Origin of the sequence: Pseudomonas mendocina (assembly GCF_900636545.1) — a bacterium.
In the GTDB taxonomy this organism is placed as follows: domain Bacteria; phylum Pseudomonadota; class Gammaproteobacteria; order Pseudomonadales; family Pseudomonadaceae; genus Aquipseudomonas; species Aquipseudomonas mendocina.
Genome location: NZ_LR134290.1, coordinates 4,309,899 through 4,323,237, shown reverse-complemented (window position 1 = coordinate 4,323,237; position 13,339 = coordinate 4,309,899). Strand labels below are relative to the sequence as shown.

At 63.9% G+C, this 13,339-nt stretch carries 12 protein-coding genes; 8 read left to right on the top strand and 4 right to left on the bottom strand.

All coding sequences use genetic code 11. The features are described from left to right. Positions 1-93 precede the first annotated feature (93 nt). Genes EL191_RS20135 through catA form a run of 3 tightly spaced genes read left to right on the top strand, consistent with a single transcriptional unit; the run spans position 94 to position 2,501 of the window. A complete protein-coding gene (locus EL191_RS20135) occupies positions 94-1,215 on the top strand; it encodes a muconate cycloisomerase family protein (RefSeq protein ID WP_162184358.1) in 1,122 nt (373 codons plus the stop codon). Between the two features lie 25 nt (positions 1,216-1,240). Continuing rightward, complete coding sequence (gene catC, locus EL191_RS20130) at positions 1,241-1,531, top strand: muconolactone Delta-isomerase (RefSeq protein ID WP_013717261.1); 291 nt, start codon at positions 1,241-1,243, stop codon at positions 1,529-1,531. A 40-nt stretch (positions 1,532-1,571) separates the two neighbouring features. After that, the gene (gene catA, locus EL191_RS20125; RefSeq protein WP_013717260.1) at positions 1,572-2,501 is read left to right on the top strand and encodes a catechol 1,2-dioxygenase; all 930 of its coding nucleotides are present in this window, start codon (positions 1,572-1,574) and stop codon (positions 2,499-2,501) included. 79 nt (positions 2,502-2,580) lie between these two features. Here the strand turns inward: catA and EL191_RS20120 are convergent, their stop codons facing one another. From EL191_RS20120 to EL191_RS20105, 4 genes are all read right to left on the bottom strand, one after another. After that, positions 2,581-3,798, bottom strand: a complete 1,218-nt coding sequence (locus EL191_RS20120) for an MFS transporter (protein WP_041980487.1) — start codon at positions 3,796-3,798, stop codon at positions 2,581-2,583. Between the two features lie 92 nt (positions 3,799-3,890). Further along, positions 3,891-5,255: a DUF1329 domain-containing protein gene (locus EL191_RS20115; protein ID WP_041980488.1), complete on the bottom strand. Its 1,365-nt coding sequence runs from the start codon at positions 5,253-5,255 to the stop codon at positions 3,891-3,893. 14 nt (positions 5,256-5,269) lie between these two features. Further along, positions 5,270-7,069: a DUF1302 domain-containing protein gene (locus EL191_RS20110; protein ID WP_017362051.1), complete on the bottom strand. Its 1,800-nt coding sequence runs from the start codon at positions 7,067-7,069 to the stop codon at positions 5,270-5,272. Positions 7,070-7,145: 76 nt separating this feature from the next. Next, a complete protein-coding gene (locus EL191_RS20105) occupies positions 7,146-7,814 on the bottom strand; it encodes a TetR/AcrR family transcriptional regulator (RefSeq protein ID WP_017362050.1) in 669 nt (222 codons plus the stop codon). An 85-nt stretch (positions 7,815-7,899) separates the two neighbouring features. Here EL191_RS20105 and EL191_RS20100 point away from each other — a divergent pair, with 85 nt between their 5' ends. The 5 genes from EL191_RS20100 to pcaQ all read left to right on the top strand — a co-directional run bounded on the left by EL191_RS20100 (position 7,900) and on the right by pcaQ (position 13,223). Further along, a complete protein-coding gene (locus EL191_RS20100) occupies positions 7,900-9,498 on the top strand; it encodes a xylulokinase (protein ID WP_017362049.1) in 1,599 nt (532 codons plus the stop codon). Continuing rightward, positions 9,495-10,127: a class II aldolase/adducin family protein gene (locus tag EL191_RS20095; RefSeq protein ID WP_013717254.1), complete on the top strand. Its 633-nt coding sequence runs from the start codon at positions 9,495-9,497 to the stop codon at positions 10,125-10,127. The genes EL191_RS20100 and EL191_RS20095 overlap by 4 nt, the downstream gene beginning before the upstream one ends. Positions 10,128-10,140: 13 nt before the next feature. After that, positions 10,141-11,607 (top strand): aspartate aminotransferase family protein, encoded by a 1,467-nt coding sequence (locus tag EL191_RS20090; protein ID WP_013717253.1) that lies wholly within the window; start codon positions 10,141-10,143, stop codon positions 11,605-11,607. 2 nt (positions 11,608-11,609) lie between these two features. Next, positions 11,610-12,221, top strand: a complete 612-nt coding sequence (locus EL191_RS20085; RefSeq protein WP_041980490.1) for a hypothetical protein — start codon at positions 11,610-11,612, stop codon at positions 12,219-12,221. 69 nt (positions 12,222-12,290) lie between these two features. Beyond that, positions 12,291-13,223 carry a pca operon transcription factor PcaQ gene (pcaQ, locus tag EL191_RS20080; protein WP_041980491.1) on the top strand — a complete coding sequence of 311 codons (933 nt, stop codon included), beginning with the start codon at positions 12,291-12,293 and terminating at the stop codon, positions 13,221-13,223. Positions 13,224-13,339: the final 116 nt, after the last annotated feature.

Sequence of the window (13,339 nt, the reverse complement as noted above, 5' to 3'; positions counted from 1 at the left end):
GGGGTATTGTTGCAGACAAAATCAATATTGGAACCTGCCAAAATGCAGGATCAATATCCGATCACATACATGAACAACCTGATGGGTATTGAAATGAGCCACGCCGCGATCGAGTCGCTCGAAGCGATCATCGTCGACCTGCCGACCATCCGCCCGCACAAGCTGGCGATGCACACCATGCAGAACCAGACCCTGGTGATCCTGCGCCTGCGCTGCGCCGACGGCATCGAGGGCATCGGTGAAGCGACCACCATCGGTGGCCTGTCCTATGGCAACGAGAGCCCGGACAGCATCAAGGTCAACCTGGATCGTCATTTCGCGCCGCTGCTGATCGGCCAGGACGCCAGCAACATCAACGCCTGCATGCAGCGCATCGACCGCGTGGTGAAGGGCAACACCTTCGCCCGTTCGGCCGTGGAAACCGCGCTGCTCGACGCCCAGGGCAAGCGCCTCGGCCTGCCGGTCAGCGAGATTCTCGGCGGCCGCGTGCGCGACAGCCTGGAAGTGGCCTGGACCCTGGCCAGCGGCGATACCCGCAAGGACATCGCCGAAGGTGAGCAGATGCTCGAAGCCCGTCGCCACCGCATCTTTAAACTGAAGATCGGCGCCGGCGAGGTGAACAAGGATCTGGCCCACGTCATCGCCATCAAGCAGGCCCTGGGTGAGCGCGCCAGTGTCCGTGTCGACGTCAACCAGGCCTGGGACGAAGCGGTGGCCCTGCGCGCCTGCCGCATCCTTGGCGACAACGGCATCGACCTGATCGAGCAGCCGATCTCGCGTCACAACCGGGGTGGCCAGGTGCGCCTGAACCAGTCCAGTCCGGCACCGATCATGGCCGACGAGTCCATCGAGTGCGTGGAAGACGCTTTCAACCTGGCGCGTGACGGCGCTGCCCCGGTGTTCGCCCTGAAGATCGCCAAGAACGGCGGCCCGCGTGCCGTGCTGCGCACCGCCAGCATTGCCGAGGCGGCCGGTATCGGCCTGTACGGCGGCACCATGCTCGAAGGCAGTGTCGGCACCCTGGCTTCGGCCCATGCCTTCATCACCCTGAACAAGCTGGCCTGGGACACCGAACTGTTCGGCCCGCTGCTGCTGACCGAGGAGATCGTCACCGAGCCGCCGCTGTACTGCGACTTCCAGCTGCACGTGCCGCGCCTGCCTGGCATCGGCCTGACCCTCGACGAAGAGCGCCTGGCGCGCTTCCGCCGTTCCTGACCCTGCCCCAAGGAGGAAAGCCAACATGCTGTTCCACGTGAAGATGACCGTGAAGTTGCCGGTCGACATGGATCCCGCCCAGGCGGCCAAACTCAAGGCTGACGAGAAAGAACTGGCGCAGCGCCTGCAGCGTGAAGGCAAGTGGCGCCACCTGTGGCGCATCGCCGGACACTACGCCAACTACAGCGTCTTCGACCTGGGCAGCGTCGAGGAACTGCATGACACCCTCATGCAGCTGCCGCTGTTCCCCTACATGGACATCGAGGTGAACGGCCTGTGCCGTCATCCATCTTCGATCCACCAGGACGATCGCTGATCAATCTTCCAATCGATAAAAACAAGATGAGGAAATAATCATGAGCATCAAACTGTCGCATACCGAAAGCGTCCAGAACTTCTTCAAGGAAGTCAGCGGTCTCACCAACGACCAGGGCAGCCCGCGCATGAAGGCGCTGGTCAACCGCATCCTGATGGACAGCATTCGCATCATCGAGGACATGGAAGTCACCACCGAGGAGTTCTGGAAGGCCGTCGACTACCTCAACCGCATGGGCGCGCGTAGCGAAGCCGGCCTGCTGGTGGCCGGCCTGGGGCTGGAGCACTATCTGGATCTGCTGCTCGATGCCAAGGACGAGGCGGCCGGCCTGCTCGGCGGCACCCCGCGCACCATCGAAGGCCCGCTGTACGTGGCCGGGGCGCCGATGAGCGAAGGCGAGGCGCGTATGGATGACGGTACCGACCCGGGCACGCCGATGTACCTGCATGGCCGCGTGGTCGATGTCTACGGCAAGCCGGTCGCCGGTGCCGTGGTCGATCTGTGGCACGCCAACACCAAGGGCACATACTCCTACTTCGATTCGAGCCAGAGCGAGTTCAACCTGCGCCGCCGTATCGTCACTGATGCCGATGGCCGCTACCGCGCGCGCAGTATCGTGCCGTCCGGCTATGGCTGCCCACCCGATGGCACCACCCAGGAAGTGCTCAACCTGCTCGGTCGCCATGGCAACCGTCCGGCGCACATCCACTTCTTCATCTCCGCGCCGGGCTATCGTCACCTGACCACGCAGATCAACCTGGCCGGCGATGAGTACCTGTGGGACGACTTCGCCTACGCCACCCGCGAGGGCCTGATCGGCGACGTGACCTTCATCGAGAGCGAAGCTGCCGCTCGTGACCATGGTTTCCAGGGCCAGCGCTTCGCCGAAGTGAACTTCGACTTCCAGCTGCAGAGCGCTACCGCGCCTGGCGCTGAACAGCGCAACGCGCGCCCGCGTGCGCTGCAGTAATCAGCTCACCAAGCTCCCCGCTCTTGACCGGCCCTCTGGGCCGGTTTTTTGTTTCTGATAGCAAAGGCGGCCGATGTGCTCAAAGCTGGCGAATGGATCTGCACAGCGTCACGATCAGTATCTGCAGCACTGCCAGTGCGACGAGGAAGACGATCACATAAGCCCAGCGGCCAAGTGAGGAGTGAATCAGTACCACCAGGCCCATTCCACTACCGGCTCCAATATTGCCCGCCAGCGTGATCAGCGAATTGGCCTGTGCGGCCTGTGCCTTGCCGGCGATCTGTTCGGACATGGCGATCAGTAGAGCGTAGCCGGGCAGTTGGCAGGCGCCCAGCATGGCGGCGTAGAGCAGGATGGAAGTTGGCGCAGTGGCGTAATAGAGCAGGCACAACATTGGGATAACGCAGACGCCGCAGCCGGCGAGCACGATGAATTTGCCGCCGACGCGCTGCGCCAACGAGTCGATGAACAGCGAGCCGATCACGCCCGCAAGGATCATCAGCGCACCTGCTGCCGAGAGCGTCTCGGCACCCAGCCCGTGCTCCGTCAGCATGGGTTCCAGGCTCAGCGCCAGTGCGTTGAACAGTCCGCAGCCGATGAGCGTGGAGCCCAGCACAGGGCGCATGCCTTGGGTGCCAAGCAACTGCGCCAGGCTCGCGCTAGCCGCCGGCCCCTGGCGTGGCGCTGATGCTCTGGTACTACACAGCCAGAGCAGGCTGGCAGGAATGAGACCGACCAGGCCAGTGATGAGCAGACCCTGAGTGATCCCGGTCTTCGCCACAAGCATGGGCGGCAGGGCCAGCCCCATTGCCAGCCCGAGAAACAGGCCGGCAGTGGCGATGCCTATGGCCGTGCCGCGCTCGTGTTCGTCGAACCACTCGATCGCCAGGCGCGAGACGCCGTTCAGCAGCAGCGGCTGGGAAATGCCGATGAGCAGTTGCCCGGCCATCAGGCTTAGAAAGCTGTCATCGAAGCGCAGCGGTAACGACAGCGCCAGCGCACTGCTGCCCAGCGCCACGCCCCGTCTGAAACCCATGCGGTCGATCAGGCGCCCCGAGGGAACGGACAACAGGATGCACAGAATCGGGATGATCAGGATGCTCAGGCTGCTGGTGAGTTCGCCCAGGCCGTATTGCAGCTGAATCTGCGCCTGTTGCGGGATGAGAAAACACACCTGTGTCTGGTTGGCGCACAGTACTAGCGCGAAGAGCAGGGCGATGCCCCAGCGCCGTTTGCCAGGTGCGAGGGTCGTCGTGGCCGCCAGATGGCGGGCCAGGTATTGACTGGAGTCGTTCATGATCGAAGGCGCGCCTCGGCGTCGTTCAGGCAGATCCGGGGCGTTGCGCCCCGGTCAGTAGGCGGGGCAACGGAGCCCTGCCAGCGTGATACTCACTGCGTGCCGGTGCGGCGCAGGGTGGCCGGGGTCCAGTAGCCTGTTGGCGGTGGTGTGAGGTGGAACTGGCGAGGTGTTTTTTCGCCGTTACGCAGGCCGATCACGGTGTAGGTTCTGGCGTTGAGGTCGTGGTACGCGACGTTCACCGGGGTGATGGTCGGCACATCGTAAGCGTTCTTGCTGAACGCCAGATTGACGTGCCAGAGCGCGCCGCGCGAGTCGTAGTTCTCCACTATCAGCGCATACCAGCTGTCCTCGTCGAGGTAGAAGCGGCGCTTGGCATGCACATGGCGTTGGCCCGGACGTAGTGTCGCCTCGACGATCCACACGCGGTGCATTTCCCAGCGCGTGTAGTCCGGGTTCAGATGACCCGGCATGATCAGCTGTTTCGCTGCGACACCGGGCTGTTCCATGGCGTAGTTGTGATAGGGCACCAGCAAGGCCTGCTTGCCGACCAGCTTCCAGTCGTAACGGTCGGTGGCACCGTTGAACATGTCGGTATCGTCGGCGTAGATGCCGTCGTTGGGGGTGTCGTAGGCCAGAGTAGGCGCGCGGCGCACGCGACGTTGTCCCGGGGTGTAGACCCAGGCTGCCCGAGGCTCTTCTACCTGGTTGATGAAGTCGCGCACCAGCAACTTGCGGCCGGCTTCGCGGGACGGTGGCAACAGTTCGCTCATGAAGTTCTGCAGCACGTTTTCCAGCGTGTCGACACTCTTGCTGGGGTCGTAGTAGTTGGAGGACATCTGCATCCGTTCGCGGATGACCGAATAACTGCCGCTAGTGGTCACTTGTGCTGTGTTCGCGACCTCATCGATATAGCGGCCCTGCCAGCGGGTGATGTGGTTCCAGATTGCTTCATGACCGTCGTTGGGGATCGGGAAGGGGATGCCGGCATAGGCGCCGCTAAGGCCGTTGCCGCCTTCTACCAGGGTGGCGTTGAGGGCGTTGCGCTTGGTGTTCTGATAGATGTCTTCGGGGGCCGCCGCGCTGCGATGGCTGGGGTAGACCGGAATCTTGAAAGTAGTCGGGAAGGATTTGAGCAGGGCCTTCACGCCGGGGCTGAGGTTGTCCTCGTCACCCGCCATGTTCTGCGCATCGATCACGCGCAGAGGTTTTTCATCGGCGAAGGGATCGACATGGAAGCTGCCAGGGCCCTTGTACCCGGTGGGCAGCGTCTTCAGGCCACCTGTCCACTCGGGGATACCCTTTGTAGGGTCGCCCTGGCGCTCGGCGCCGAACGGCGTGCGCGAGGCGCCGAGCTCGGCGACACGTTCATCGCTGACCTTGGCATGAGCGAGCAGCGGTACCTGCAGGCCAATGGCGAACACCAGAGAACTCAGGCACAGAATTTTCCTGTTCATTGTCATTTCTGCTCTCAGAAGGAGTAAGAGACATTGAGCGCGAGGTGGTCGCGATCGATGAGCGAGTTGTCTTTGCGTGCACCCCAGAACGAGGTGTAGGCCAATTTGCCGCCGAACTTCTGGCCATACTTGAGGCCGATTTCGAGCGTGGCCGATTTGCGTCCCTGCACGAAGTTCTCGTTGAGTGTCGGTGAGGTGCCCGAGACGTCCTGGCGGAAGGTGATGGCTGGCATCAGGTCGAGGTTCGGTTGCACGTCCTGGATCAGGCCGGTGAGGTTTACCGTGTAACCCCAGGCGAACGAGTCCAGATAGGCGTAGTTGACCGAGTCCAGCAGGCCGCCGGGGATGTGGTTGAAGGCCGCTTCGGCCAGCACCATCAGGTCGTCCAGGCCAGCGGTCGGGCCGAAGGTATGGATGGCCGATACCGAGCCTGTGTAGAGCTCGTGGCGCTTGTACAGATCGATGCTGCGGCGTGGGTCGTTGTTGGAGCCGTCACCGAACTCGCCGAGATCGATGCCAGAGCCGCTGGCCCCTCCCGCGCCCAGGGCGCCCTCGGCCATCTGCTGCAGCTCGTAGGTCATGGAGGGCTCCAGCGGAGCATTGGGCCGATAGGTCAGCTCACCGGCCAGGCTGGTATCGCCGACTGTGCCGGAGACGCTGAAGCCGAACAGACGGATGTCTTCGGGGTAGATGAAGTCGTAGCGGGTGCTGTCGAGAAAGGCAAGGCCATCGACCAGTGGCACCGATGCGGGATCGAACAGCTGGGCGAGGCCGCACAGGTTGGCGAAGCGTCCGCCGTTGCCAGCGCTGCAGGCGTTGGACAGGCCCTTCTGCACACGTAGGAAAGGCACCTTGCTGTGGTAATTGAGGTAGTAGAGGCTGAACTCGGTGTTGCTCCAGTCTTCGACCAGGTAGCGCAGCGCGAAGCCGTACTGGCCGCTGTCGCGCGCGTCATGCTCGCGCCCATAGCGAGCTCCGGCGACGATGCCGTTCTCTCCGTTCAGCCCTGGCACCAGGTCGGTCAGCGGTCCCAGCTGGTTGCGCAGGTCGATTAGCACGCCATTGCTGCCCTTGCCGAAATAATCCTGGTTGTTGAAGAAGGCGCCGGTCGGCATCAGTTCGTGACCCTTCCACTCGAGTCCGTAGAAGGTTTCGAAATTGAGGGCATCGGTCAGGCCGAACTGCGCCGAGATCATGTTGGTCGGCAGCAGGGCATCCTTGAAACTGGCATTGGGTAGCACCACGCGGCCGATATCCACCGGGTTGATCACGTTGAGCCCGTCGGCGTAGAAGATGCCTTCGCCCCAGTTCAGCACCTGGCGACCGAGCCGCACGCTCACCGGCATCTCGCCCAGGTAGCGGTTGGTGTAGAGGTAGGCGTCGAGCAGACGGGTGCGATGCCCGGAGCGGTTCTTCAGGTCGGAGGGGTAGCGCTTGTCGCTGTCGGTGTTGTGTGTCGCGAAACCATCGCCGGTGGGGGCGTTGTCCATGATCTGGGTGTCGTACCAGGCGGTGCCCCGGACGAACAAGCCGTCCTGCTGGGTACGCACGTGCAGCTCCGAGGTCAGCTTGAACTCGTTGGAGACGAAACCCTTGTCGTAGTACTCGCTGCCGTCATTGTTGTTGATGAAGATGTTCTCTCCACCACGCTCGATATGCTCGGGCGAGCCCGTACGGTAGATCGAGGTGAATTCGGCGACGCTTTCCAGGGACGTGGTGAAGTTCGGCCCGGTGTCGATCTGGAAGGCTGATGCCTTTGCCCCACAAAGACTAAGCCCCACAACCAATGCCATTTTCTTCTTGTTATGCAACATGGTGACCTCTGCTTGCGCTCGGAATGACCGCTGACACCTGAGGTTGGGGCGGGCTCAGCCGCCCGAACGCCAGGCGCTAGCCGGCCGGTTGGGTGAGTGAACCAACGGTGCTGCTGTGAATGAGTCGAAGGCTGTTCTTGAGCTGCCTGATGCGTGCCGGGCGTTGCTCTTCAGGCAGCGTCAGGATCAGCTTGGTGACCGCTGTGGCGCCCTCGGTGAGCACCAGCGCTAGGCCTTCTGCCTGCTCCTCGTCGAGCGACGGATTGCTTACGCGGAACGTGGTGGCCAGCACCTGTGCGGCGCGGAAGGTGTCCTCGCGGTTGAGTTCGCGCAGTTCCGCCGACGCGGCGACGCAGCCCCATATCTCGACGAAGCCAGGCTGGCTGCTCTGGATGCCCACCATCAGGTCGATCAGGTGCTCGATCAGCGCGCCCGAGTCGGCGGGCGTGGTCGGGTCGCTGACGGTCTTGAGCACCTCTTCCAGGGACGCGTTGATGGCGGTGGTGTAACGCAGCCAGACCTCCTTGGCGATCGACAGCTTGGTCGGGAAATACATGTACAGCGAGGCGATGGGCAGGCCGGATTCGCGGGCGATCTCGCGCATCGAGACGGCCTCGTAGCCATTGGCGGCGATCAGTTGCAGTGAGGTATCGAGAATCGCCTCGAGCCTCGCCTGGCTGCGCTCTTGCTTCGGCACCCGTGGTTTGCGGGTCTTTTTCGGATCGCTTGACAAAGTTTCGGTCACCCCTACATCCTCTTAAAACATGAGCAATGCTTATGTTTTAGCCCGAGCGACAAAAAATGGGAAGAGCAAAGAAAAAAAATATGAGGTGGCTGCCTTGAGCTCTGATGATCCTTTGGTGCTTGCCGTTGACCTCGGTAGCTCCGGTTGCAAAACGGCGCTGGTCAGCCTGGATGGGCGCGTCACCCGCTTCGCCTTCCGCCCCGTGCGCACCCATGTTTTGCCGGGCGCTGGTGTCGAGCAGTGCCCGGAAGACTGGTGGCAGGCGCTGCTGGAGAGTGCCGAAGAGGTGCTGGATGGGGATGCCGCCGTGCGCCGGGCGGTGGTGGCGATGGCTTGCTCCTGTCAGGGCGAGGGCACCTTGCCGGTGGATCGCGAGGGCAATCCGCTGGCGCGCGCCCTGCTGTACATGGACATGCGCGGGCAGCAGGCGGTACGGCGCCGGGTTGGCGGCGCGCTGCCGCGAGTCGCCGGCTACGATCCGCTCAAGCTGTGGCGCTGGCTGCGCCTGACCGGCGGCGCGCCGGCGCTGTCAGGCAAGGACAGCTTTGGTCATATCGCCTTCATTCGTGATGAGCTGCCGGAGCTGTACGAGCGCACCGACAAGTTTCTCAACGTGCTCGATTTCATCAACCTGCGCCTGACCGGCCGCCTCGCTGCCACCGTCGATTCGGCGCTGTGCAACTGGGTCACCGACAATCGCGACCCGAGCCGCATCCGCTATGACGAGCGCTTGCTTGGCATGGCTGGGCTGCAGCGCGATCAGTTGCCCGAACTGGTGCGCTGCCAGGAGGTCATCGGCACCTTGCTGCCGGCGGTGGCCGAGCGCCTCGGCCTGTCGTCGAGCCTGCCGGTGGTGGCTGGCGCCGTCGATAACACGGCCGCTGCACTGGGCTCTGGCGCGGTCGCCGATAACGCGCTGCACCTGTACGTCGGCACTTCATCGTGGATTGGCGCGCATGTGGCGAAGAAGAAAACCGACGTGTTCCGGCAGATCGCCGCCGTGCCCTGCGCGCTGCCGGATCGCTACCTGATGATGGCCATGCAGTCGGCCGCTGGCGCCAACCTGAGTTTTCTGCGGGATCGCATCCTCTACGCCAAGGACGCCCTGTTGCAGAACGAGGCGGCGCCTGACGTCTATCGCATCCTCGATGAAGTCGCCGCCGGTGTGCCTGCCGGCTCGCGCGGGCTGCTGTACCTGCCCTGGCTGATGGGCGAGCGCAGCCCGGTGGATGACGCGAACCTGCGCGCGGGCTTGGTGAACATGACCCTCGAACATGCCCGCGAGCACATGGTGCGCGCCTTCCTCGAGGGCGTTGCCCTGAATACGCGCTGGATGATGCAGGCCGTCGAAGCCTTCATCGGCCATCCGACCGAGGCGATCACCCTGGTCGGCGGTGGCGGGCAGTCGGAGGTCTGGTGCCGCATCTTCTCCGACGTACTCGGCGTCACCGTGCGCCTGCCCGAACAGCCGATCCAGGCCAATGCCCGGGGCGCGGCCTTCCTGGCCGGGGTCGGCATCGGCGCGATGAGCTTTGCCGACATTCCCGAGCGGGTGGCGATCCGCCGTTCGTTCGAGCCGGACAGCGCACGGCATGCGCTCTACGACTGTAGCTACGAGAACTTCCGCGCCGCGCACAAAGCGCTGGCGCCTTTCTATGCACAACTGAATCGAGGTGCTCAATGAGTCTTGAACAGCGGGCCAGGGAAACCGTGGTGCGTACCGCCGTGGCGATGGCCGACAAGGGCTTTCTCGCTGGTATCGGCGGCAACCTGGCGCTGCGCATCGACGCCGAGCGCTTCGCCGTCACGCCCTCGGCCAGTGATTACTACGCCATGTCGCCGGCGGACATCTGCATTCTGCGCCTGGATACGCTGGAGCAGCTTGCTGGTGACGGCAAGCCCTCGGTGGAGAGCGGCTTGCACGCCCGGATGTTCAAGGCGCGCCCCGATTGCCATGCCAGCCTGCATACCCATCAACCGATTGCCAGTGCCTTCACCTTGCTCGGTCGCGCCTTGCCGATCAGCGGTGCCGAAGCGCGCCAGGTGATTGGCCGTCAGGTGCCGATGTGTGCCTACGGCCCTTCCGGTAGCGGGCTGCTGAGCTGGTTGGTCAGCCGCCGTGTGCGCCGCGATGTGAATGCCTACCTGATGCGTAACCACGGCGCGATCGGCATTGCCAGCACCTTCGAGCAGGCCGGACGGGTCATGGAGTTGCTGGAGCAGGAGGCGCGCGACTGGTTCCGCCGCGCGCTGGATGCCCAGCCCGACCAGATGCTTTGCCGCCATGCCCTCGCCAGCCTCAACGACCACTAAAAGGACAATCACCATGAACGCTCCTACTGCCCCGATTCCTGCTACCTCCGGCATCTCGCGCTGGCCCGACACCACTGCGGTCGATGCCCGCCTCAAGGCGCTGATCACGCAACCGATCCGGCCGATCCGGCGCGAGCACATGCAGAAGGTGCACGATTACTTCGAGCACAACTGTCGTGCCTCCAAGCAGCTTGCCGGCCGCGCTGCCGAGGTCATTCCTGGCGGTATCCAGCACAACCTGGCCTTCAACTATCCCTTCCCGCTGGCGATGAAAAATGCCCTGGGCGCTCACCTGGAAGATATCGACGGCAACCGCTATATCGATTTCCTCCAGGCCGGCGGCCCCACATTGCTCGGCAGCAATGACCCGGTGGTGCAGGAAAAGGTGATCGAGACCCTGCGCGAGTGCGGGCCGGTCACGGGGCTGCTGCACGAGTACGAGGTCAAGCTGGCGGAACTGGTCTGCAAGCACGTGCCCTCGGTGGAGATGTTCCGCATGCTGGCCTCCGGTACCGAGTCGGTGATGGGCGCCATCCGCCTGGCCCGCGCCTATACCAACAAGAAATGGATCATCAAGATCGGCGGCGCCTATCACGGCTGGAGCGATCAGGTGGTCTACGGCATGCGCATTCCCGGCACCGGGCGGCGCGAGGCGCTGGGCATCCCCAGTGGCTCCACGAGTTACACCCAGGAAAGCTTCCCCAATGACCTGGCGGCCATCCGTCGTCGCCTCTGGCTCAACCGCCTGCGCGGCGGCACGGCGGCGATCATCGTCGAACCGCTGGGGCCGGAAAGTGGAACGCGGCCGGCGCACAAGGACTTCAATGCCAACCTGCGCAAGCTCTGTGACGAGTTCGGCGCACTGCTGATCTTCGATGAAGTGGTCAGCGGCTTCCGCGTCGGCATGGGCGGCGCCCAGGGCTATTTCGGGGTGATGCCGGATCTGACCATCTTCGGCAAGTGCCTGACCGGCGGCTACCCAATGGCCGGCGGCATCGGCGGGCGCCGCGACATCATGATGATGCTCGCCGGTGGCATCGGCGGCAAACAGGGCAAGCGCGCCTTCGTCGGCGGCACCCTGACGGCCAACCCGCTGTCCTGCGTGGCCGGTTACCACACCTTGCAGGAAATGGAAAAACGCAACGCCTGCGCCATCGCCGGTCGAGCGGGTGATCGCATGGCCACCGGGCTTGCGCAGATCATCGAGCGCCTGGGCCTGCCCTACGTCGTCTACAACCAGGGCTCGGTGGTACACCTGCAGACTTCCGGTGTGCTGCTGCTCAACGTGCGTAACCCGATCCAGCTGATGCGCGAGGTGAATCCGCGCAAGCACATGATGGAAGAAATGGGCGCCGCCTACATGGCGCATGGTCTGGTGACGCTGGCCGGCAGCCGCCTCTATACCAGCGCTGCCGATACCGACGAGATCGTCGATGAAGCTCTGAACCGCTTCGAAGACGTGTTCAAGATGGTGATGTGAGCATGCACGACGAACTGGTCAAAGCCGCCTCGCGGCTCAGTGGCAAGGGCTTGCTCAACCGGCAGGGCGATGCGCTGTCGATGCGCCTGGTCGGTGAGGGCAAGATGCTGTTTCTGGAGCCCGGTGGCGTGGCGCGCAGCCTCGACCTGGATGACCCAGGCCTGGGCATCGCCGCCACCCATGCCCGGGTCTACCAGACGCGGGCGGATGCTGGCGCCGTGGCCACGCTTAGCCCGCGCTGGAGCCTGCAACTGGCCTGCCTGGGCGAGGCAATGCCGGGCATCTTCGATGAACAGGCCCGGCACCTGGGGCACAACTGGGCGCCGATCATGGCCGGGCAACTGGGTGAAGCGCTGGCGTCTGGCGGCAATGCCGGCCTGGTCGACGGGCGCTTGCTGGTGCTCGGCATCACCCGCAATCGCCTGCTGTTCAACGCCGAGCTGTTCGAGAAGTGCGCGATGGCCTTCGTGCTCGCCCGCCTCGGCGGTGGCCGGGTCAGCAAGCTGCCGTGGATCGTGCGCAAGGTCGCCGGCGGACGCCTGCTCAAGGACGAAGCCATGGCCAGCGCCTGCCATGCCCGTGGGCAGCGCAGCCCTGAGCCAAGTGGCTACTGAGCACGGCATCACTGGGAGGCGCTGACGCTTTGCGGCATCATCGCAGGCGTCCGCCTATTGGTGCCTGTGATGAACATCGACACCCGAATCAAATTCCGCCACCTGCTGTGCTTCCTTGAAATCGCTCGCCAGCGCAGTTTCGCCAAGGCGGCTGATGCGCTTGCCGTGAGCCAGCCGGCTATCTCCAAGACGCTCAAGGAACTGGAGGAAATCCTCGACGCCAGTCTGTTCGAGCGGGGCAAGCAGGGCGTCAGCCTGACCGCCGCCGGGGTGGCCTTCATGCGTTACGCCGGGCCGTGCGTGCAGGCCCTGCGTGATGGCGTGAACAGCCTGCGCGAGGGCGAGCACGAGGCCGGGCAGGTGCGTGTCGGCGTGCTGTCCACCGTCGAGAGTCTGCTGATTCCCGAGGTGGTGCGGCGTCTGCATGAGCGCCATTCGGCGCTGGTGGTCAGCGTGGCGACCGGGCCGGGAGCCTATCTGCTCAGCCAGTTGCGCGTTGGCGAGCTGGATCTGGTGATCGGGCGCATGACCGACAGCCCCGATATCCAGGGCCTGACCTTCGAGCACCTGTACAGCGAGTCGATGACCCTGGTGGTGCGCCCCGATCATCCGTTGCTGGCTGTCGGTGACGAGGCGCTCGGGCAACTGGGTGATTACCCCCTGGTGTTGCCGACGCAGGGCACCACCATTCGCAAGCATGCCGACAGCCTGTTCGTGCAATGCGGCGTGACGCCCTCACGCCAGCGCCTGGAAACCCTGTCCCCGGCGTTGAGCCGGCGTTATGTGCTGTGCAGCGATGCGCTATGGGTGGCGCCGCAGGACGCGGTGTGTCTGGACGTGCAGCGTGGCGAATTGGCCGAGTTGCAACTGCACCTGCGTGAGCCGGGCGGCTCGGTGGGCATCTGCCGCAATGGCGCTCTCGGCCTGCCGCTGGCTGCCGAGCGCTTCTGCGATGTGCTGCGCGAGGTGGCGCAGGCCTATCGGGATGGCCTATTTCCATAACCTATTGGTTATGTGTTGGCGGCATCTTTTCAATGTTCAGCCGGGCTGCCTTGGCCGAGACTGCGCCAACTTGCCGGGGGAACATGCCCCCGCGTGACTCCACAATACCCACAACA

Excerpts from the sequence above, each read along its gene's own strand:
- EL191_RS20110 (WP_017362051.1), bottom strand. The coding sequence starts at position 7,069 with ATGTTGCATAACAAGAAGAAAATGGCATTGGTTGTGGGGCTTAGTCTT.
- EL191_RS20115 (WP_041980488.1), bottom strand. The coding sequence starts at position 5,255 with ATGAACAGGAAAATTCTGTGCCTGAGTTCTCTGGTGTTCGCCATTGGC.
- EL191_RS20090 (WP_013717253.1), top strand. The coding sequence starts at position 10,141 with ATGAACGCTCCTACTGCCCCGATTCCTGCTACCTCCGGCATCTCGCGC.
- EL191_RS20085 (WP_041980490.1), top strand. The coding sequence starts at position 11,610 with ATGCACGACGAACTGGTCAAAGCCGCCTCGCGGCTCAGTGGCAAGGGC.
- catA (WP_013717260.1), top strand. The coding sequence starts at position 1,572 with ATGAGCATCAAACTGTCGCATACCGAAAGCGTCCAGAACTTCTTCAAG.
- EL191_RS20095 (WP_013717254.1), top strand. The coding sequence starts at position 9,495 with ATGAGTCTTGAACAGCGGGCCAGGGAAACCGTGGTGCGTACCGCCGTG.
- EL191_RS20120 (WP_041980487.1), bottom strand. The coding sequence starts at position 3,798 with ATGAACGACTCCAGTCAATACCTGGCCCGCCATCTGGCGGCCACGACG.
- EL191_RS20135 (WP_162184358.1), top strand. The coding sequence starts at position 94 with ATGAGCCACGCCGCGATCGAGTCGCTCGAAGCGATCATCGTCGACCTG.
- catC (WP_013717261.1), top strand. The coding sequence starts at position 1,241 with ATGCTGTTCCACGTGAAGATGACCGTGAAGTTGCCGGTCGACATGGAT.
- pcaQ (WP_041980491.1), top strand. The coding sequence starts at position 12,291 with ATGAACATCGACACCCGAATCAAATTCCGCCACCTGCTGTGCTTCCTT.